The organism is Gilliamella sp. B3892 (assembly GCF_026536305.1).
In the GTDB taxonomy this organism is placed as follows: domain Bacteria; phylum Pseudomonadota; class Gammaproteobacteria; order Enterobacterales; family Orbaceae; genus Gilliamella.
This window is the reverse complement of record NZ_JAFNOK010000004.1, coordinates 157,848-181,688: the sequence shown is the minus strand read 5'-3', so window position 1 is coordinate 181,688 and position 23,841 is coordinate 157,848. Positions and strand designations below refer to the sequence as shown.

Sequence of the window (23,841 nt, the reverse complement as noted above, 5' to 3'; positions counted from 1 at the left end):
TAAATTATCTCTCTTTTATCGAACAGCTAAACAACGCACTTCGTAATAATTAAACCTAATAGCAAATACTCAGTTTTACACCCCAATCTTAAGTACTTATCTCAAAAGCGAATAGGGAGCAATTGTTAAATATTCTTTAGATTTAATAAAATTTTATCCAAAATAAAGACTAGAAGAATGATTGAAATTGGTTACCGGTCAGGGAAATTTTAATGCCTCAACCACCAATTTGAAAACGTTTGAGTGACCTTTACGGCTTGGGTAGTAGATATAAAAAGGTTCATAGGTTATGGCAAATTTGGGTAAGAGTTCGATTAAGGTTCCATTAGCGAGTTCTTCTTCAACTTCAAGGCGGCCGATCCACGTGATGCCTAGCGCATCTAAGGCTGCTTGTTTGCGTATATGATTATTGGTGGTGAATTGAGAGGTTGGCTGATAATTGACGATTTTACCATTTTCGATAAATTCCCAGGTCAATTCGCTAGCATGCTGGGCAGAGATTCTTAATCCGATTAGCTGGTGTTGATCTAAATCGCTTATTTTTTCCGGTAATGTTTTATTTTTGAGGTAACTCGGGCTTGCTACCAGCGCCATTTTTAATGGATCAGAGATTTTTACTGCTATCATCTCTTTAGGCAGATCATCGCCGATCCGACACCCCATATCATATCCTTGTTTAACAATATCCGCCCAATTATTATCAGATTGAATTTCAATTTTAACTTGTGGATAACGTTTTAAAATATGGCGCAGTTTGGGGTAAAGAATTGTTTGCGTTGCCAGACTGGACGCATTAATTTTAATTGTTCCCGAAGGTGTACTTAGAAAGTCAGATAAGGCGTTAACTTCGTTGTTAATGGAGTGAAATAATGGGGCGATTTGCTTATAGAGTTGATCGCCTGCTTCGGTTAATGACATACTTCTTGTTGTTCGATTAAATAAACGAAGATTTAAACGACTTTCAAGACTCCGCATACTATGGGAGAGGGCGGAGGAAGAGACGCCTAAGGATTTTGCCGCTTTGACAAAGCTCCCAGCTTTGGCGATTGTGATAAAGTAATTTAACTCATTAAAGTTATACATATGCAGTATATTGATGAATATTATTCATGATACTATAAATCAATCACTTATTTATCTCAATCAATATTGTGATTACAATGATTTTATCAGCTAAGGGCTATGTGCCGATCACAAAATAGGTCTTTAGATCATCATGTCGCAGTTAAAGAGAGGATATTATGGATTATGTAAAACTAGGCAATACCGATATTGAAGTTTCACGTTTTTGTTTAGGTTGCATGAGTTTTGGGGATCCAGCCAGTAAAATGCACGCTTGGACGCTCAATCCGGATGAGAGTGAAACAATTATTAAGCATGCACTTGATTTAGGCATTAATTTTTTTGATACCGCAAATACCTACTCGGCCGGCACCAGTGAAGAATATGTAGGTCGAGCAATTAAGAGAAATATCCAGCGAGATAAGGTGGTTTTAGCCACTAAAGTCTATTTTAATGAAGGGCATTTATCTAAGGGCGCAATTGAAAAAGAGATTGAAGGCTCGTTAAAAAGACTAGGTACCGATTATATTGATTTGTATATTATTCACCGTTTTGACTATAGTACGCCAATTGAAGAGACTATGGAAGCATTGCACAAGCTGGTTAAAGCCGGGAAAGTAAGAGCTTTAGGGGCATCCGCTATGTATGGTTATCAATTTTTTAATCTGCAACTTGCCGCTGAAAAAAACGGCTGGACCAAGTTTGTGTCGATGCAAAATCACTATAATTTATTATATCGTGAAGATGAGCGTGAATTGATTCCGATTTGTAAACAATTTAATGTCTCATTAACGCCGTATAGTCCTTTAGCTGCGGGTAGGTTGGCACGCTCGCAATGGCATACCGATACGTTACGTAGCCAAACAGATCAAACCGCTATCGCCAAATATGACGGAATGGAGAGCGCCGATAGAAAAATTGTGCAAAGAGTGCAGGAACTTGCCGAAAAACATCATGTCACTATGACGCAAATTGCGTTAGCATGGCAATTTGCCAAAGGGGTGACGGCGCCAATTATTGGTGCTACCAAAACACAATATCTTGATGATGCTGTCGGAGCTTTGTTGGTATCATTATCCGATGACGAGATAACTTATCTTGAAGAGCTTTATGTAGCGCATCCAATTGTCGGCGCACTTTAATTATTTGTTTTAGATTTGTGATTTACTGACAAATATCAAGGTGATATTTGTCAGTAAGGGAAGTTTTAACTTCTTCCCGCTTGCAAATATTTTTGCATCTCTTCACTTGGTACCATTCCACCGCCGGTTGCCCAAACAAGGTGGGTTGCATTTTGCAACTGTTCAGCGGTAAATTGCATACGCTCTAAGTATGGCGCATCGCTTGTTACCACAATTGGCCCTAACATTCCGGCCAGTGCTGAAGGTTCAAGTTGAATATGTTCAGTTTTATCAAGTAATGCCAATAGATCATACATGTCCTGATCTGACAGCGTATAATAGCCGTCTAACAGACGTTCCATCGCTCTACCGACAAATCCTGAAGCTCGTCCAACTGCTAAGCCGTCCGCCGCTGTAAGATTATCTATGCCGATATCTTGTACCGCGATTTCATCGTGCAGACCGGTATAGACACCTAATAACATACAAGGCGAGTGGGTTGGTTCGGCAAAAATACAATGAACATTATCACCAAATGCCATTTTTAGCCCAAAAGCAACACCGCCCGGTCCACCACCAACGCCACAAGGCAGATAGACAAATAACGGATGCTGTTTATCGACTTTAATACCCATATGATCGAACTGTTGTTTTAATCGTTCTCCGGCAACCGAATAGCCTAAAAATAGTGTTGTTGAATTTTCATCATCAATAAAGAAACATTTAGGATCGGATTGTGCCGCTTTTCGCCCTTGTTCAACAGCTACGCCATAATCTTGTTCATATTCGACAACGTTAACCCCGTGTGAACGTAATTTCTGTTTTTTCCATTCACGGGCATCGGCTGACATATGAACACTGACTTTAAACCCTAATTTGGCACTCATAATACCAATAGATAAGCCAAGATTCCCGGTTGAACCGACTGCAATACTGTATTGACTAAAAAACTGTTTGAAATCATCAGAGAGCAACTTGCTATAGTCATCGTTTTTAGTGAGTAAACCATTTTCAATTGCCAATTTTTCAGCATGGGTTAACACTTCATAAATGCCCCCTCGTGCTTTAATCGACCCCGAAATAGGTAAATGGCTGTCTTTTTTTAAAAATAGCTGACCAGCAAAATTGGTTTTATAACGCTCTTCCATTGCTTTTTTCATATTGGCAATTTCAACAACTGGCGATTCAATAATCCCTTGTGTTGCTGCGGTTTCCGGAAACGCTAAAGCAAGATAAGGTGCAAAGCGTTTAAGCCGTTCGCTGGCATCGGTAATATCCGATTGATCAAGCCCGACGTAAGGTAAGGCAATGTCCAATGTGGTTATGTTGGGATTGAACCAACTGCATGGTTGAAGTTTGATCAGTTTATCTACTAGTGGTTTATCATTAACTAGTGCTTTCGTATCGATTTGACTCATATACGCTCCTTGTTGTTGAATCATTAAATAAAATTAGATAACACGAAAGTGCCTATTAGTGCAACAATTGATGCAATAAAGGTGGCTGTTGTGTAATACTTGAAAATTTCGCTCATTGTTGCTCCGCAATATTGTTTGACGAGCCAAAATAGTGAGTCAGTGACAATCGTACAACCAATGGCGCCAGATCCAATAGCTAATGTGATAATCTCCGGACTAATACCGGGATACATCGCCATCATTGGCGAAACAATAGCCGTTGCCCCCATCATGGCAACCGTCGCTGAGCCTACAGCGGCATGTAAGATAATGGCGACTAACCAGGCTAATAAAATAGGGTGCATATCCAGATGTGATAAGATGCCCGCTAAACTATCACTTAATCCGCTGGCTTTTAAGATACCATTAAATGCGCCGCCAGCCCCAATAATTAACAGAATATTGGCAATAGATGAAAAACAATCTTCTGTTTTTGTCAATAATGTTGCCATGCTCATATGGCGCTTAATACCTAGAATATAATAGGCGACAAATGCAGCAATAAACATAGCGGTAATTGGATTACCGATAAATTCAAGTATGGAGTAGACGGTGCTGGTTTTGTCCATATTTAATTCAGCGGTGGTTTTAATCAACATAAGAATAATAGGCAGTAATACGGTAAACAGGGTTGCGCCTAATGAAGGTAACTCCTCTTCAGTTCGCACTTTTAAATCGGAAAATTGTTCCGGTACAGCTTTGAAGGGAATTTTATTTTTAATCATTCGTAAAAAAATCGGCCCGCCCGCTAATGACGCAATTAATCCGATAATTAAACCATAAATAATCACACTACCAATATCCGCGCCTAATGCATTGGTGACATATAATGCAGCAGGGTGTGGTGGTACAATGCAGTGCACTGCCATTAACGCAGTACATAAAGGGATGGCTAACAATAATAACGAGGTTTTGTTTTTTTTAGCTATTGAGAATGCTAACGGGATAAGTAATACAACCCCAACCTCAACAAATAGAGTGATACCACAGATCAAGCCGACTAACACCATAATGACATCAGGGGATAACCAACGGCATTTTTGTAGGGTGATCCCAATGCGCTCTGCGGCACCGGAAATCTCCATCATTTTACCTAAAATTGTTCCTAAACCGATGACGGCAGCTAAAAAACCCAGCGTGCCACCGATGCCATCTTGAATCGATGATATCATTGTTAGTGGTTTCATTCCCATTAAAGCACCCACATAAAAACTGGATAATAATAAGGCTAAAAAAGGATGAAGTTTACATTTGACGATACTAATTACAATTAACAAAATACTTGTTACTAAAACACCTAAAACCCAAAATTGTGAATCCATCATGTTTTCCTTGTATAGTAAAGAGTGAGTGAGTATTAGATTTTAAGCATCCCAAACTGACAAATGATTAATAATCACGTTAGCATGAACTAGTTTCAGTTAAAGATGTGATTTGTATCATGAAATTAATAATTTGTGATCAATTGGATATGTTTTCAGCAATATTTATAGTTTAATAACGGAATTTTTCAGAAAGGAGAGAGTAATGTTTGATGATGATCGCATTTTTACAACTAATCGATTGGTTTCACGTTATCAATTAGCAAAGTTTCACACTTTTGAAGCAGCCGCGCGTTACTGTTCTTTTATTCAAGCAGCTGATGAGTTATGTATTAGTCCGAGTGCTGTTAGTCATCAAATTAATAAGCTGGAGGAGGAGTTAGGTTTTAAACTGTTTATTCGGTCACATCGGCGTATTAAATTAACCAATGACGGTGAAAATCTATTTAATATTCTAAAAAAATCTTTGGCTCAGTTAAATAAAGAGATTTTAGAAATCAAAAGTCAGGAGTTAGCCGGCCAATTAACGATTTATGCCAGACCAACTTTTGCTCAAGGCTGGCTGGTGCCTAGAATCTCAGAATTCATTACCAAACACCCGTATATCACGGTCAATATTTTAACAGGTAATGAAATGATTAATTTTAACCAGCATCGCATTGATCTGGCGATCTATTATGATGATTTAGAACATAAGGATTTAAATTGTTACCATTTAATGCATGAATCGATTACCCCTGTTTGTAGTGCAAAGTATGCAGAGAGATATAATTTAAATGATCACTTTGATAACCTTAAACACTGTTTTTTATTACACGATTATCAAGCATGGGGTTATGATTCAAACTTTGATGAATGGGAGACATGGCAGCGACAATTTAATCTAAATTATGATTTTTATTCGATTCCGATGATGTTATTTGACCGTTCTGATTTGGCGTTAACCGCAGCTATGAATCATACCGGTATTGCAATGGGGCGGCATCATATCATTAAAAAATACATTGAGTCGGGTGAATTGATTATCCCGTTCCCGGATATGGTTGCAACTTGCAAACAGCGTTACTATATTATTACCGGAAGTAACCAGCGTAATCCTAAAATAAGGGCATTTATTAAATGGGTGAAAGAGAGTATGAATCGAATTAATTAGATTTTACATGCAGGTTAGACGGTTATTTAGGACAGATTTATCAATAGTGCGATAAAATAGCGTTATTATTTGTAATCTCCCTTCAATAATACCACGCCTTACTTGATTAAAAACTTATTTAATTTTGTTTGACTTTATACCTTTTTGTTATTATTAATGAATCGCTTTGATGTTTCTGTTTCACTTAAGCATAAACATCAGAGCAATTTAATTTTTAATCAATATATATTCTTTATTAGAATAACTATATAATTTTTCTGTATTATTACGTTTTATCATACCTATCTATAATGTTATTACGATAAGTAATACACATTTTCCTAAATGAGTTGAACGATTCATTTAATCAATAGAATAAAAAGGAGTAATAATGAAAAAATATCTCTATTTGCCATTGTTTATGATGTTAGGACTGTCTTTGATTGGTTGTGATCGTAAATCAGAATCGGAGCAAGCCAATAGCGCTGACAAAAAAGAAATCGTGGTAGGTTTGCCACCAAGTATGCATAACATTTTAATGGAAAAAGTCGTTAAACCGGAACTGGAAAAAAAGGGCTACACAGTTAAATTAGTTAATTTTAGTTCATTAAGAGATGCTAATACGGCGCTGGTTGAAGGAAGTATTGATATGAATGCCGCTCAGCATCAAGCTTATCTTGATGTCTACAATAAAGAGACAAATAATGATTTGGTTTCGTTAGTTCATATTCCTTCCATATCCGCAGCACTGTTTTCCCAAACACATCGTTCTGTCAATGAGATAGCCCCTAATCAAACAATTGCTATTCCTAATGATCCTTCTAATATTGCTCGGGCACTGTTATTACTGCAAGAGTTAAATTGGATCAAACTTAAGCCAAATACCCCAACCGGTACCGCCAGTCTGAATGATATTGCCGAAAATAAATACAATTTGCAGTTTAAACTTTTATTATCTGAAATTATTCCCCGCACCTTGGGTGAAGTGGATTATGCAATTATGCCGGGCGGTGTAGCATGGCTTAGCAAAGTGCCGGCTGATAATGTATTAGTTCAGGAAAAATTATCACCGAATCTGGAATTAATGGTGGTTGTTAAAAAAGAGAATCTTAATACCCAATGGGCAAAAGATGTTAAACAACTTTATCAATCTGAAGCATTAAGAAAGTTTATCAATGAAGATCCCGAAGCCAAAGGGCGTTTTATTTGGCCGCAAGGTTAATTCATTATTACGTTGCTGAGTTTAACATATCCTAATTAGACAATTAGGATATTTTTTCTATCCGATTATCTTTACCCAGCAGATTGAAAAAACGCTTAGCTAATTTAAAACCGATTAAACTGTTTTTTAAAAATAAGTTGAAATGACTAAAAAAGTTTTAATAAAGGTTTTAATTTGGCTGGCTGTTTGATGAAAAAATTTTAACCCAAGTTTTATCTGTAAAAAGCTTTAGATTTTCCCCTTATTCTTATCGAATTAAATTGATTTATGATATTCGTCAATGAGTTAAAGATGAATAATATTGACATAGGTCACATAAATTGTAAAAACCGTTTTGTAGAAATAGCAATCAATATGATACTTGTTATATCAATTAATATTATAGAAAGGAATATCTTATGATTAAAAACAAATTAAAAATGGCCGCACTGATTGGTAGTCTTATTTTCAGTACCTCAACCGCATTGGCTGCAATTGAAGATGTTAAAGAGCTTAAGATGATTAGCTATAATGTCTATAACGGCATGAAATTAGATGAATCAGAGGGTAAACAGAAGTTTATTGATTGGGCGAAAGCACAGGATGCCGATATTATCGCCTGGCAAGAGATGAACTTTTTTACCCGTGAAAAGCTCGAAAAATTTGCCGCCAGTTATGGGCATAAGTATGCGGTTTTATTGAAAGAATCACCTGATGATCCTGCGTTTTTCCCGGTAGCTATTACTTCTAAATATCCGATAATTAATGTGCAAAAAGTTGTCGATAATTTATGGCATGGTGCGCTATATGCTGATATCGGTAATTACCATTTTGTTGTCACCCATATGAATCCTTTCTGGACGGCTAAAAGAATTGATGAGATGAATTTAATTATCGATTCAATTAAGTACAGTCGTGATCCTAACGGTAAATGGATCATAGCAGGGGACTTAAATTCATTCTCGCCGGCAGATAAGAAAGAGTATGACTCAAGTAATTTACTTAATGATATTAAAGAAAAACAGAAAAAAAGACCTATCTTAGAAAACTTAGTCAACGGTCAGCTTAGTTATACTGTGCAACAAAATCTTATTGATGCAGGCTTTATTGATGCATTAAAAATAAAGAATAAAGATTTTATTGCCACTGCACCAACCAAAGTATTTTATGATCAAGCATCCACACCACTTCGCTATGATTATATTTATGTGTCACCGAAACTGAAAGATGATGTCATGGATGTTCAAGTTTTGAAAGATGAATTTACTGATAATTATTCCGATCACTATCCGGTGCAAATGATAATAAAAAATACTAAATAATTTAGTCTTATTACGCTAAAAAGCCATGCAGTTATCTCATGGCTTTTTTATTGTGGTTAGAAAATCAATGATAACTTATTTAATAATAAAAATTTAACTTGTGATACAGATCGCATTTAAAAGCGTATATCTATTTTAGTATAGGCAAGTTTGAAAAAATTCAAACTTTTAAGCACATTTTGCTATAGGAAAAAACAGATGAAAAAACAATTTTTTGTATTAGGGCTAGTTGGATTATTGGCTTGGTTTTCTCATGCTTATGCATCACAAGATTTAGTTCAGTCGCAGTATTATAGCTCGCCAAACAAAGTATATGAAAAAGATAAACAACCACAAATCACCGTTGCAAATTACAATATAGCGGGTGGATTGAGAAAGCATACCGTTGATCTTGATTTAGTCGCTAAAGCGATTAAATCGATGAATGCGGATATCGTCACACTGGAAGAAGTCGATCAAAATACCACACGCAGTAACGGCTTAGATCAAGCCAAAATCATTGCCGAAAAAACCGGTATGTATTACGCCTTTGGTAAAGCTACCGATATGAAAGGCGGCAATTATGGTAATGCAATATTATCTAAGTATCCAATTGAAAAAACAAAGGTGTTTTTGTTGCCGTCGGGCGATTATGAACAACGAGCATTGATGCTAAGTAAAATCAACGTGCCGGGTTTTGATTCTCCTATCTATATTTTTAACTCTCACTTTGATTGGCATGAAGAAGATGAGGTAAGAATGTCACAAGCACGATTTATTAATAGCATCGTTTTTGATGATCTGGATTTAGACGAGGAGTTTCCGAATCTTGCTTCCGGCATAATGATTTTATTGGGTGATTTTAATTCGGTTAAAAATGATCGGGTTGTTAAAGAGTTTGAAAAATATTGGACTTTAGTTAAACAAGAAAATGTCGATACCCGAACATGGCCAGCCGGAAATCCCGGATTAGATCTTGACCATATATTCACTAGCCGTAATCAGGTATGGGAAGTTGAAAAATTAATTATTCCAAATAACGGTGAAGAGTGGAACGGGATTAAATGGCCTTTAGTGAGTGATCATATTCCGGTTATTGCCACTTTAAAATTGATTGAACAGTAAATAATTGGGCATTATGCCCATTTCAATTCCAATTTGAAAGCCAATCTTAAATCGATTGATGAAAGCCGTATCGATTTGCTTACAAGGCGATGAATATCGGCAATTAAAATAAAAAAACGGGCGATAAGCCCGTTTAAACTGTATTACCTCACAATTAAGATAAATGATTATTGTTGTGGCACAACCATGATTTTGCTTCCACCTTTAGAAACCGCATGAATATCACGATCATACATTGCTTCACCAAATGCAGGCGGAACGTGATAACTACCTATATTTGTGGCTTTTATTTGATAAGTGAATGCTTGAATCTTATTGTTATAGGTAGAGCCATAAATAATGACCCGATCTTCACGGACATCAGTATATTCAGGATACCATGTGTTGCCACCAGTTTTTATCGCTATCGGTGATCGCCAACTGTAATCGTAGCCTTCATCCTCGGCGTATTGATCATCGTACTCATTTTCATCCTCGTCAGCATCCTTTTGCTCCGGATTAATCGCTTGTTGTACGACTTCAAATCCGGCTGGTAGTAAATCAACAATGGCAATATTGGTCGCACCTTGATCAGCTATGGCACGTACTTTGACCGTTACATTGATTTTATCTCCCAGTTTGACTTGCTCAATCGGCGCACCATTTTGGTCGGTGTATTCTCGATAGATTTCAAGCCCGGACTTAATCGGCTCGTTTGGAATATTTTTATCATAACCTTGTTGTGAAATCATATACCATGCAGGGTAATCGGTACTGTTTTTCACATTCAAGGTTTTATCCGCTTCGCTAAATTGTCCTTTGGTTAAAATGCCTTTCAAATTAGCAATGATTCTTTGTTTATCGGTATCTTTTGATGTCGCACTAATCTGGAGAGAATCAGGCTTTAATTGCGCATTGGCGATACTTGATGAATAACTGCTTAAGGCTAATATTGTCATTGCCGCCGATTGGGTTGTGTATTTTTGCTTATTGAGCATTAAAACCATGTTTTCCAACGCTTGAGCAGGGATGTCTTTCACTTTTTCAGGAAAATGTTTACTGATAAAGTGGATGTTGCTGGCATTGATGACTAATGGATCATAATAGTTATGCGTCCACCAAGCTTTGTTATAAGCTTTTGACATTTCTTGCCAAATTGGTTTTAAGATTTTATCTGCCTCTTTGTCCATTTTGAGCATCTTGTAAGAAGATGCAATGTACATAGCAATAATATCAGTTTCCCATGCTGATGAATTATAGTTTTTATTGAGATCTTGTAAAATGGATGCTAAATAGCTGGTCGTTATCCTATCTTGTCGAGTTAATAAATAACTGGCATAAGCACGTAACCGTAAATTATAGAAATCTTTCTTATAAGATGTAGCTAATTTCTCCAAATATTTATTGGCATTATCGAGCATTTTTTGTGGAACAGCTTGCCCCATATCTTTTGCTTCAAGCATAAAGTTAACCGCATATAATGTAATAAACGGATCAACATTATAAGTTGAATACCATAATCCAATAGCGCCTTCACTATTTTGACGTGATTGCAAAATTTGGAACAATTCCGATAAAGGGGTAATGCCTTCTTTGGCGGCTAAATTAAATTCACGATAGCTGCCGCCAACTAAAACAGGAATCGCCCGACTTAGAATTTGCTCTGAACAGTAGTGTGGATAGTCCTGCAAATAGGTCGCTAAACCTTTGCTCAGCACAAATGGCGAGAAAGAGACCAATGCATCACGTTTACTATAACTATTAAACATATCCCTTAAATCAGTAAAGGTTTGTTTATGTCCATCCATTCGTCCCATCATGGTGGTTAAGCGATATTCAGTAAGTGGGCGAACAGAAAGACTTACGTCATGCTCTACTTTAATTTTACCTGCGGTCGCGGTGAAATGCAGATCAGCGCTGCCAAATTGAGTATTGGCTTTAAACTTAAACTTCAGTACCCCATTTTTGCCATTAGCCAGCTCAATCGTTTTTTTGCTCTCACCGATAATTGAAAGGTGTGGGGTTGTTGTGACGTCGATATTAATTGCGGTAGCTTTATCGTCAGCATTTTCAATCAAATTAGTCACATTAAGCGCCACTTCAAATTCATCATTTGGTGCGGCAAAGTAGGGGGCATTAGGTTGCAATACAATATCATTACTTACCGTGGTTGACATTTGGGTATGACCCATGGTTTTCTCGCCTACCGAAACGGCCATGATTCGAATTTTCCCATTAAAATAATTAGGTACTTGATATTCAACGGTTTTATTACCGTTAACATCAATAATACCCGACCAATAAGCGACAGGTTCATCTATTTTACGTTTAAATGGATTAAGATGACCGGATAGTACATCATCATTATCGCCGTCGCCTCCCGGTGCTGAATGGGTGATTAAATGACGAAACTCCGGCAATATCTGATCTAAAATTTGTGACGTTCGTACTGAGAGCGCCTTTTTACGTAAAAAGCTGTTTAACGGATCTTTAAGTTTATAATTCGAAACTTGTAAGATCCCTTCATCTACCGCAAAAATTACCACTTTTTGCGGGCTGTTGGTATGCAAAGTAATTGGGAGTTTGTCACCCGATTTTATTTTTGCTGGTGCTTGTAGCGACAGTTTATCGTCAAACTGATTGTTGGTAATTTTAAATGGTATAACACCGTAGCTTAACGGGCTCATAAATATTTCATCGGAATTTGGATCACGAATAAATTGAACATTAATGTAGCCATTACCACTCATATTTTTAGGCAGTTTGATTTTTTGGACGGAACTGGTTGTATTAGTATGGAACCATTTCCATGCATAAACTTTATCCCGCTCGATAGTGATAATACCGCTACCGACATATGGCGCGTTGATTGCGATCTCAATTTCATCGCCCGGATTAAACTGGGTTTTATTGATCTTAAGTTCTAACTCTGCATTGCGGTCTAATTGACGTGTCACATTTGAATTACCCACAACGGTGTAACGAGTTTTATACAATAGCTGATTATCTTTATCCATAATTTGAATAATATAATTACCCGGATTTTGCGTATCTAACTGATAAATTGTTTTATCTTTGTTAATCGCAAAAGGTTGCTCTGAGATAACTGACTCTTTCAAACGTGACTCAAATTGATAAGTATTTGACGGTTGCTTAACCAAAATTGAAACATATTTTTGTTCGGTGACAGACAGTGTTAAATCACTCAGTTCAATTTTTTCAAGAATTGGGTTGATAGCAATAATATCTAAATAACGATCTGAATCTTTATTAATATAAGATAAATTGCCGTCAGATTTAGCACCGACAATATAATCACTAGGTGATACAAATGTTGTTGCAGTTGCAGCTACACTTCGGCCACTATCCGGCTCAAATACTTCGGTTAGCATTTTAAGCATGTAATTGCCTTCAAAGCTTTCCATATTTTTATGAAGGTCGATTTTAACTTGACCATTTTCATCGGTTTCTTCTTCATCTAATTCGACTTTGAAGCTTTTTCGATGCGCTGAAATCGATTCATAAAAGCTATAATCTTCATACTTTTTGAAGTGTGGGTAAGAAGGTTCAAGGATTACACTATTTGTTACACGGCGATCAGCGGCATCAGTACCGATTAGATTTTTAGCGGTAATTTCAGCTTGTAACTGCTCGGGTTTCACCCAACCTTGTTTAATGTCCGGTAATAATTTTAACGAGACGGTCGTTTTATCCGGTTCAAACTCACGAATCACAATCGAACTTGTGCCTAATAAGATTCGTTCATCTTCGTTATCGTCTTTAAGATATAAATAGATATACCAATCACCTGTTGGGGAGCTGTAGTTGGTTTTATAACTTAATTCATTGAATCCTGTTTTATCAAGGACAATGGGTTTTTTTAATACCAAATTAGATTGAGCATCATAAATTTCTGCTTCCAATGTTATGCCAGTCAATGAATTAGCCCAGTTTTGTGCTCTGACAATGGTTCCAATATGAAACGTGTCACCCGGACGGTAAACGCCGCGATCTGAGAAGATATGGGAACGTAATTCACCACCTTTGATTGTCTCAACAATACCACCTATATCAAATCGTGATAAGTTAAGATCACGATCATAGCTGGAGATAGGTAAGAAAGATAAATCTCTATCTTTTTCAACCACAAATAACAGTGGTTTAATACCTCGATAGTATTCTGACAATGCTGAGAATTTAACATGTCCTGTGTGATCGGTCTTTTTGGAAGTAATGGCAACGCCATTCATTCCCATAACCGTTACTTTAGCATTACTAACCGGAGCACCACTTGCAATTGATTGGATAAACAGGTCATAAGATTTGTCGAGCGACTTTTTGGCAATAATTCCCAGGTCGGTCACTACCATAAAGCGTGAACTCATAAAACGGTCGCCATCATAATCATCGCCATAGGCTCTAAGTAAAAATACCCCTCGATTTTTTCTATCTTTATTATTGGCTGTTAAATATTTAGAAAGATCAACTTCTGTTTGTGTAATGGCTTGAAGGGAGCCTTTTACCTCTTTCCTGACTGTATATTTTTCGACAAAGTGATCATTATCCATTTCGCCAAAATCCATATCTTCAAAGTCGTAAGATTGGTTAAATGAGATTAAATGTTGTAATTGAGAAGGGATAACCCGATCGATTTCAAGTCTTAAATTACTAAAGTTACGGGAGACGAGTGCTATTTTTTTCTCGCCCGATAGTGATAATAACGATCCTGATGCGGCAAAATCAACAAGTTTTGGATATTCCGGAACGGTTAATATATGCCGATAACTATTTTTTAAGAAATAACCATTTTGAGCAGATAAAGGTTGGTTAACTTCGATATAAAGTTTTGATTTTTGATCTGCATCTATTTTGAAACTCAGTACAGTTTGATAAGCGTGTTCAGTTGCGATTGGTTTTATCTCAATCGGTTTAGCTTTTTCTAGCTCTTTTTCTGGTACCTTAAAGATACTTTGGTTTCTACCTGTTATTTCATCGTAATAGTAGTGATGTTCGTAGTTGCTTGTGCTTTCACTTAATTGCCAAACTTTAACCACCTTAGTGAGATCTTCCGATTTTACCGGATGTGTTAAAGAGACAATTAATACTTGTTGTATCTTTTCATTGCTTTCTTCAACAAGTTTCACATCAGCATTAATAATACCAAGATTATATTTGTCCGGAATGGCAACTTTTGAATTGGCAATTGATTCAACTGGTTTGCCACCCATAGTGGAACTTACACCTTCCATAATGGTTAGTTTCGCATAACCCGGTTTTTCTAAAAATGGGACAGGGCTACTTTTGATATGGGCAATGGTGTCATCTTGTTCGTAAGCGATAGTAAAATCGATATTATTGAGAAATTTGTCTTGGTGATAATCTACTCCATCTTCGTACATTGCAAGCTTTATGTTTTTTTCAAAAGTGGGCTTATCTACTGTGTGGGAAAAATATACTGTATATAAAACATTTCTCACATTGTCTTGAGTCGGATCTGAGTAGAGTTTACCTTGATAGCCTAAACTGTAATTGAAAGAAGGTGTGGTGAAAGTGATGCCGGGTAAATCTCCCGGTAGATAACTGTTTTCTGCTAACAATTTAGAGTCATCTAAGGTAATGTTATACTCAGCGCCAAGTGGCCAATAGGCAACGTTAGGCTTGAAAGTAATCGTTCTATCATCGCTCCATTTCCACGTTCCTTCAATTTGCGGTGTTATCGTTATTCCTTCGGTAATTTCTTTATTTACTTTGTCTAAAGGGGCAGGAGAGCGAATATCGCCAACAAAATAGAGGGTTAATTGATCATAAGATCTATTTGGCGGCGTAATTCGCACACTGTAATTTTGTTTAACAATTGGGGCAGGTATGATAGGTTGTGGACGGTTTAAATACCAATGGTAAGCATAGTTTGCCCCCATATAAGTAAGTGTTCCAAGAATTATTGTCGATCCTATCAACAATTTTCTTTTATTCAATGCATTACCAATTGCATTATAAATGGCTTTTGCCTTTGGTAACCAACTCGGTGTAGACCAATTAATTTCACCAATAATTGGGCTAAAAAGCCAGAAAATAGCTTTAATCAAATAAAATAAAAATACGATGAAATAGCGTATTATTTCCCAACCTTTTTGCAAAATGTAAAAAGGTAATTGCAGAATAGATCGTAGTAATTCCATTTTAACTTATCCCTTAATGCTTATAGACAGATCAGATCTAATAAAGCTTTATAATGATTATTTTTTACTAAAACGTAGGGTATTTCTGAAACTTCTTGACAAGGATTAGAAAAGACCAACAAATATAATTAATAAAACAAGTGATAAATTATACTACTTTGCGTAAAAACATGATATTAAAAATCTTAATTTACGATCTTTTTTAGGTATGCGCTGGTGATATGTATTTGTATTTTCATAGGGTTTATTGAGAGGAAGTTAATAGTTTCGCTATTTGTTGATCATTAATGCGATCATTTGTTTATTCTCCATTAAATATTCGGTTAAAAAACGGGCGATAAGCCCGTTTTAAAATCGATATGTCTAGTTGTTTAATCATTGTTGTGGTGGTGATACCACTTTAATTTTGTTGCCTGCTTTTGATATCGCTTGAATATCACGATTATACATTGCTTCAGCAAATGAAGGTGGTATGGTATAAGTTCCAACATTGGTGGCTTTTATTTGATAAGAGAATTCTTTTACCGCGCCTTGGTCGGTAGAACCATAGATAATGACTCGATCTTCACGGACGTCGGTATAATCAGGATACCAAGTGTAGCCATGGGGTTTTATGGCTATCGGTGATTGCCAACCGTTTTGCTCATCGCCATTGTCATCCTCATTATCACTTTGCTCCGAGTTCATGGCTTGTTGTACCACTTCAAAGCCGGCAGGCAATAGATCTACAACTGCAATGTTGGTCGCACCTTCTTGAGATAGGGCTTGAACTTTGATCGTGACATTAATTGTCTCTCCCAGTTCGACTTGTTCAACAGGGTTGCCATTTTTATCGGTAAATTCACGATAGATTTCAAGACCGGATTTAATCGGCTCACTTGAAATATTTTTATCATAGCCTTGCTGTGAAATCATATACCATGCAGGTAAATCGGTAACGTTATTTACATATAGGGTATTATCCTCAGCAGCAAATTTCGCTTTCGCCAGTATACCTTGTAAATTGGCAATCAATTTTTGTTTATCGCTACCTCTTGATGCTGTACTAATTTGTAGTGAATCGTTGGTTAATTGAGCATTGACAATATTTGAAGAATAATTGCTTAATGCCATTATTGTCATTGCTGCTGATAGCGTTGTGTATTTTTGCTTATTGAGCATTAACACCATATTTTCCAACGCTTGGGCAGGAATATCTTGTGCTTTTTCTGAGAAATGCTTGTTAATTAGGTAAATTTTGCTTGCATCTACCACTAATGGATCATAGTAGTTATTTGTCCACCATGCATTATCATAAGCTTTTTCCATTTTTTTCCAGACAGGTTTTAATAATTCTTCAGCTTGTTTATCCATTTTGAGCATCTTGTAAGAAGATGCGATATACATAGCCATAATATCGGTTTCCCATTCAGAAGCATCATATTTTCTATTTAAATCGGTTAAAAGGGATGCTAGATAGTTGGTCATTATTTTATTTTGCCGGGTCAATAAATAAATAGCGTAAGCTCGTGAACGTACTTGATTTAAATCAAAAGCAACACGATTTACTAAATATTCTAGATAGTGATTAGCATTATCGAGCATTTTTTGTGGAATAGCTTGTCCCATATCTTTTGCGTCAAGCATAAAGTGAACCGCATATAATGTCACAAACGGATCCTCTTCATTGGTTGGATACCATAACCCAATAACACCTGAACTATTTTGGCGTGATTGCAGAATTTGGAACACATCTGATAGAGAAATATTTTCCTCTTGAGAGATTAAATCAAAATCAGCATATTTCTTTGCGACTAAAGCAGGGATAGCACGACTAATAATTTGCTCAGAGCAGTTGTGAGGATAATTCTGCAAATATGTCCCCAATCCTTTACTCAGTACAAATGGTGAATAGGATGCCGATGCCTGACGTTTACTAAATTCACTGTACATATCCCTAAAGCCAGTAAACTCTTGTTTGTGACCATCGATTCGTCCCATCATCGTGGTGAGACGATATTCGCTACTCGGTCGAACAGAAAGACTGATATCTCTTGTTACCTTAATATCACCAGCTACGGCAGTGAAGTGCAGATCAGCATTGCCAAGCTGAGAATTGACTTTAAAGTTAAAATTCAATACGCCATTTTTACCGGTTGCCAGCTCGATTGTTTTTTCGTTTTCACCGATAATTGAGAGGTGTGGGGTAGTTGTGACATTAACACTAATTGGAATAGTTTTATCACCCATATTTTCAATTAAATTTGTCAGATTAAGGCTAACTTCAAATTCATCATTTGGCGTTGCAAAATAAGGCGCGTTTGGTTGCAACACAATATCATTATGTACTGTTGTTGATGTTTGCGTGCGCCCCATGGTGTTTTCACCCACTGAGACAGCCATTATTCTTAACTCACCGTTAAAATAGTTAGGGACTTGATATTCAACGGTTTTATCTCCGTTTACATCAATAATACCTGACCAATAAACTATCGGCTCATCGCCTTTGCGTTTAAATGGATTGAGATGACCGGCAAATTCCATATTATTTCCGTTATCTCCCCCTGGTGCAGAACTATAAATTAGGTGTCTAAACTCTGGCAAAATCATATTCATAATTTGTAAAGTTTTAACAGATAGTTGCTTTTTAGCAAAGAAACTGTTTAAAGGATTTACGAGCCTATATTTTGTAATTTGTAAGATACCTTCATCAACCGCAAAAATAATGGCTTTTTGCGGGGAATTACTATGCAAGGTAATAGGAAGTTTATTACCCGATTTTATTTTTTCTGGTACTTGCAAGGTGAGTTTATCGTCAAACTGGGTAGTACTAATTCTAAATGGTACAACACCATAGCTAAGCGGACTGAGGAATATTTCTTCAGAGTTTGGATCTCGAATAAACTGTATATTAATATAAGCATTACCGACAATATCTTGCGGTATTGTGATCTTTTGTATTGAGCTAGTTGTATCAGTATGGAACCATTTCCATGCATAAACCTTATCCCGCTCGATAGTGATTATACCGCTACCAACATATGGGGTTTTAATAGCGATTTCTATCTCATCTCCCGGATTATAATTGGTTTTATCAATTTTAAGATCTAACCCTGAATTACGGTAAAATGAACGTTCATAATTTGAATCCCCTTTAACTTCGTACTGAATTTTGTGTAGTAAATTATCATTCTTATCCCTGATTTCAATAATAAAATTACCCGGGTTTTGCGTATCAAACTGATAAATTGTTTTATCTTTGCTGATCGCAAAAGGCTTCTGTGATATTAGCGAGACTTTTGAACGTGATTCATATTGATAGTTATTAGACGGTTGCTTAACCAAAACAGAAACTTTTTTCTCTTCAAAAACTGAGAGTTTCAAATCATTGAGATCAATTTTTTCCAGTAATGGATTGATAGCAATAAATTCCAAATAATTTTTAGAATCTTTGAAAAAATTCCAATCATAATTGTCTTTTTTAACCCCAACAAGGTAATCATTAGGCGATACTAATGTTGTTGCTGTTGCAGCGACACTTCGCCCACTATCAGGTTCAAAGACTTCGGTTAGCATTTTGAGTATGTAATTGCCTTTAAAACTATTGAGATTTTTATAAATATCGACATTAACAATACCATCTTCATCGGTATTTTGTTCGTCTAATTCTACCTTGAAACTTTGATCGTTAACTAAAGAAGAACTATAAAAATAATAATCTTCATATTTTGTAAATTGAGTGGAAAACGGCTGAAGAATTAATGTATTTGTTACACGGCGATTAGCTGCATCTGTTCCAATCAAATTCTTAGCGGTAATTTGTGCTTTTAATGTTTCAGGTTTTCTCCAGCCTGCTTTAATTTCTGGTAATAATTTTAGTGATACCTGTGTTTTATCCGGTTCAAATTCACGAACAATAAATGATTCAATGCCTAATAAAATTCGTTGCTTTTCATTGTCATTTTTTAGATACAAATAGATAAACCATTCACCGGTAGGGGAACTATAACTGGTTTTATAACTGATTTCATTAAAACCTGAATTATCAAGCACTATTGGTTTTTTCAGTGCTATATTAGATTTGGCATCATGGATTTCTGCTTCTAACGTTATGCCGGCTAATGATTTAGCCCATTTTTGTGCTTTAACAATGGTACCGACATGTAAAGTATCGCCGGGGCGGTAAATACCACGATCAGTAAAGATATGTGAGCGTAACTGACCACCGTCAACGGTTTCTTCTTCACCATATGTCCCAAATCGTGAAAATTCTAAATTTGTCGAGCTTTTGTCAATCGGCAGAAACGATAAATCTTGATCTTTCTCAACAATAAATACAACTGGTTTTACACCTTGATCATATTCAGATAACGGTAAAAATTTGACATGTCCGCTTTCATCAGTCACTTGTGACGTAATAGTCACACCGTTGATGCCCATGACAGTCACTTTTGCGTTGCTGACCGGTTCCCCTGTATTTATTGACTGGATAAACAGATCATAAGAGTTGTCGAGAGATTTCTTGGCAATAATTCCCAAATCTGTTACGACAATAAGACGTGATTGCATAAAATTATATTTGATTTTATTTGGTTTTTGATGTTTACCATCATCATTAAGACCATCATTACCATAAACGGAGAGTATAAAGACGCCTCGATTTTTAACATCATTGGTATTTTTAGTTAAGTAACTGGTTAGATCGAAGGCGGTCTCTTGAACTGATTGAGCTGGACCCGTTATTTCTTTAGTAAATACAAATCTATCGACAAAATGGTCATTAGAATTACGTCCAAAGTCCATATCTTCCAAAGAATAACCTCTATTAAATGAAGGTAAATGATGAAGCTGAGAAGGGATAACACGATCAATTTGAAGTTTCAAATGTTTAATGTTTCGAGAAACCAATAGTATTTTCTTCTCACCAGAAAGCGATAACAAAGAACCTGATGAAGTAAAGCTAGCAAATTTCGAATATTTTGGTACGGTTAAAACTTTTTTATATTCTTCGCCAAGAATATAACCATTTTGCGCAACTAAATTTCGGTCGATAACAATATAAAGCTTAGATTTCTGATCAGCTTGTAAGTCAAAACTCACTACCTTATTATCATTGTCTTCACCTTTTCTTAATTTTAATTCAACAGGTTTAGCTTGTGCGAGTAATTTCTCATCGACGTAAATAGAGCTTTGTTCAGAATATCTCTCATAACTATAATTATAATCATCATCATCATCATCATCATCATCATCATATTTTTTTTCTTCATCGTTATTATTTTTATTGTTATCTTCAGGTAGTTGCCAAACTTTAATCATTTTAGCTAATTCTTCATCATTGACTACTTGAGATAAAGAAATATTTAATACTTGTTTTAGGTCATTATTAGTGCCTGAAACAATATCTAGTTCACTGTCAATGATTTCAAGATTATATTTACCCGGTAGGTTGATAGTTGAAGCAACTGTTGTGAAAACCGGAGCACCACCGAGTGAGGATGTAACACCTTTATCTATCTCTATTTTGAGATAACCAGGATTTTTCAGTATTGGAAGCGCACTACTAGTGATATAGGCAACAGTATTATCTTCATTATAAGCAAGAGTAAAATCGATATTTTCTAAAAATTTATCATCTTTATCTTTGTCATCAAGTATTTCATAAAGTGAAAGTTTTATGTTTTTTTCTAAAGTTTGTTTATCTACAGGATAATTAAAGGTAATTGAATTGATGACTTTGAGCGCGTAATCTTGTGTCGGATCGTAAAAAAGTTTGCCTGTTGGATTTAATTTGTAGTCAAATTCAGGTGAAATAAACGTGTGGTATACAGAATTTTTTTTTAAAAAATTATTATCGGCTAACAGTTTTTTATCATCTAAGTTTACTTGATATGTTTCTCCTAGTGGCCACGACTTTGTGAGCGGTTCGAATATTATGGTATTGTCATTAGCCCATACCCAAGTACCTTCTATTTTAGGCGAAATAGAAATCCCTTGAGTAATTTCTTTATTGATTAGTTCTAATGGGGCTGGCGAGTGAGACGATCCCAAAAAGTTAACTTTCAATCGATAATCTTTGAAAGTAGGCGGATCTATTCTGACAGTATAAGTGTTCTTAACATTGGTGGCTGCTTCTACTGGTTTAGGGCGGTTTAGATTCCAATGATATAGATAGTTGATAGAAATTATCGCAATTGCAGTGACGATAATTGTTGAACCGATCAACAGCTTTCTTTTATTAAGCGCCATGCCAATTGAATCATAGGAAGTTTTTATTTTTGCTAACCAGTTGGGTAAAGACCAATGGCAATTTATCTCACCAATTATTGGGGTAAATAGCCAGAAGATTCCTTTGATTAAGTAAAATAAGAAAATAATAAAATAGCGTATTATTTCCCAACCTTTTTGTAATAGGTAAAAAGGCAATTCAAGAATAGATCGAAGTAACCCCATTGTATACTTATTCCTTATAGATAGATTTGATAAAAATTATTGTATTTATACTGAAACGTATGGTATTTCTGAAACTTCTTTACAAGTGTTTTTTTAAACAAATCCCTGTAAATAGACTTTGAAAAGAAATTGTAAAGAATTATACATCTTTATGTAAAAATAAGATAGAAAAAAATGGCAAAAAACAGTCTTTTTCTGGCGATATTTCATGCGATTATGTTTGTGAATTATCTTAAATGAAATTGGTTAAAACCATTCAGGCATACGTTTTGGATAAAGGTGGTGATTGACAATCAAAAATATTTAGAATTGATCAGATTTTGGGAGCGCAATCATTACTATTTTTGGGCAAGTTTTCGGCTTATCAAGCAGCGTGTTTGGGCGGCGTTTTTAAACACAATAATAGGTTAATTAATATTGTGAAGATAGGGGATGTAACATTTGATTGGCAATCAAAAATTGAATAACCTACCATATTGGTCTAAATCCAATTTTGATGCCTATCAGTGTTAATGTTTTATTGATTCGCTCAGATTTATTAAGTTTTATTCTCTGGCAACAAATACAGCTCTAGTTGGGGCGGGATAACCCTCAATCGTTTTTGAGCTATCGTTAGGATCTAAAAAGTCAGCTAATGAATCTGATGTCATCCACGGCGTTTTGCGTTGCTCATCTAAACTAGTTTGCGAAATATCCACCAATTTTACTTCACTAAAGCCACATTTTTGTAACCAATTGATCATGGTAGGTACAGACGGTATAAAATAGACATTACGCATTTGTGCATAACGTTCTCCTGGCATTAGTGCTTGATGCAATTCACCTTCGATAACCAGTGTTTCAAGTATTAACTGTCCACCGTTAACAAGTTGATCTTTTAGTTGGTAAAGATGATCGAGTGGTGAACGGCGATGATATAAAACGCCCATGGAAAATACCGTATCAAAAGCAGTAAGTTTTGGAAGCTGTTCAATCCCTAATGGTAATAGATGTGCTCGCTTATCATTACCTAATAGTTTTCGTATTGCTTCAAATTGACAAAGGTAAAGCGCCATAGGATCGATTCCCACTGCAAGTTTTGCGCCTGCTCCAACCATTCGCCATAAATGATAGCCACTATTACAACCTACGTCTAATACCGTTTTGCCTTCCAGACAGTCAATGTGGTTAATCAATCGTTCCCATTTCCAATCAGAGCGCCATTCAGTATCAATCTCAATATCATACAAATGAAAAGGGCCTTTACGCCACGGCATCATGGTTTTCAATAGTTGTTCAATTCGTTGTTGCTCGCCTGCGCTTAGCGGATGCTCGGTTTTGGCCGTTACACTGTGTAATAGGTCAATGTAATAGGGCGTGATTGCCGGTAAATGTTTTATGCTATTTAGCCATTGATTAAAACGATTATCAATATTGTGTTTTTGCCAATGGGCTAATTGTGCCGGTAACACTTCAAGCCAATGGCTGAGCTTATTTTTTGCAATAATCTGGTAAAAATCACCAAAATCAATCATGCTATTTTCCTTATTA

11 protein-coding genes are annotated in these 23,841 nt (G+C 36.0%); 5 read left to right on the top strand and 6 right to left on the bottom strand.

Translation table 11 applies throughout. From position 1 onward, the window contains the following. Positions 1–198 precede the first annotated feature (198 nt). On the bottom strand, positions 199–1,083 hold the full coding sequence (locus J3U74_RS06405) for a LysR family transcriptional regulator (protein WP_267329640.1): 885 nt from the start codon (positions 1,081–1,083) through the stop codon (positions 199–201). A 158-nt stretch (positions 1,084–1,241) separates the two neighbouring features. On the opposite strand from J3U74_RS06405, the gene J3U74_RS06400 reads away from it, so the two are divergent. Then, a complete protein-coding gene (locus J3U74_RS06400; RefSeq protein ID WP_267329641.1) occupies positions 1,242–2,204 on the top strand; it encodes an aldo/keto reductase in 963 nt (320 codons plus the stop codon). A 65-nt stretch (positions 2,205–2,269) separates the two neighbouring features. On the opposite strand, the gene dsdA is transcribed toward J3U74_RS06400, so the two are convergent. Together dsdA and dsdX are read right to left on the bottom strand one after the other, a co-directional pair. Next, the gene (dsdA, locus tag J3U74_RS06395; protein ID WP_267329642.1) at positions 2,270–3,601 is read right to left on the bottom strand and encodes a D-serine ammonia-lyase; all 1,332 of its coding nucleotides are present in this window, start codon (positions 3,599–3,601) and stop codon (positions 2,270–2,272) included. Between the two features lie 23 nt (positions 3,602–3,624). Further along, positions 3,625–4,962: a D-serine transporter DsdX gene (gene dsdX / locus J3U74_RS06390; RefSeq protein WP_267337953.1), complete on the bottom strand. Its 1,338-nt coding sequence runs from the start codon at positions 4,960–4,962 to the stop codon at positions 3,625–3,627. A 205-nt stretch (positions 4,963–5,167) separates the two neighbouring features. On the opposite strand from dsdX, the gene dsdC reads away from it, so the two are divergent. The 4 genes from dsdC to J3U74_RS06370 all read left to right on the top strand — a co-directional run bounded on the left by dsdC (position 5,168) and on the right by J3U74_RS06370 (position 9,721). Further along, complete coding sequence (gene dsdC, locus J3U74_RS06385) at positions 5,168–6,115, top strand: DNA-binding transcriptional regulator DsdC (RefSeq protein ID WP_220219550.1); 948 nt, start codon at positions 5,168–5,170, stop codon at positions 6,113–6,115. Between the two features lie 370 nt (positions 6,116–6,485). Then, on the top strand, positions 6,486–7,316 hold the full coding sequence (locus tag J3U74_RS06380) for a MetQ/NlpA family ABC transporter substrate-binding protein (RefSeq protein WP_267329644.1): 831 nt from the start codon (positions 6,486–6,488) through the stop codon (positions 7,314–7,316). Between the two features lie 398 nt (positions 7,317–7,714). After that, entirely contained in the window at positions 7,715–8,617 is a 903-nt protein-coding gene (locus J3U74_RS06375) for an endonuclease/exonuclease/phosphatase family protein (protein ID WP_267329645.1), read from the top strand. Between the two features lie 198 nt (positions 8,618–8,815). Next, positions 8,816–9,721 (top strand): endonuclease/exonuclease/phosphatase family protein, encoded by a 906-nt coding sequence (locus tag J3U74_RS06370; RefSeq protein ID WP_267329646.1) that lies wholly within the window; start codon positions 8,816–8,818, stop codon positions 9,719–9,721. Between the two features lie 167 nt (positions 9,722–9,888). On the opposite strand, the gene J3U74_RS06365 is transcribed toward J3U74_RS06370, so the two are convergent. The 3 genes from J3U74_RS06365 to cmoB form a co-directional block, all read right to left on the bottom strand. Continuing rightward, positions 9,889–15,879 carry an alpha-2-macroglobulin family protein gene (locus J3U74_RS06365; protein ID WP_267329647.1) on the bottom strand — a complete coding sequence of 1,997 codons (5,991 nt, stop codon included), beginning with the start codon at positions 15,877–15,879 and terminating at the stop codon, positions 9,889–9,891. A 375-nt stretch (positions 15,880–16,254) separates the two neighbouring features. Further along, complete coding sequence (locus tag J3U74_RS06360; protein WP_267329648.1) at positions 16,255–22,311, bottom strand: alpha-2-macroglobulin family protein; 6,057 nt, start codon at positions 22,309–22,311, stop codon at positions 16,255–16,257. A gap of 545 nt (positions 22,312–22,856) precedes the next feature. After that, entirely contained in the window at positions 22,857–23,825 is a 969-nt protein-coding gene (cmoB, locus tag J3U74_RS06355; protein ID WP_267329649.1) for a tRNA 5-methoxyuridine(34)/uridine 5-oxyacetic acid(34) synthase CmoB, read from the bottom strand. Between the last annotated feature and the right edge of the window lie 16 nt (positions 23,826–23,841).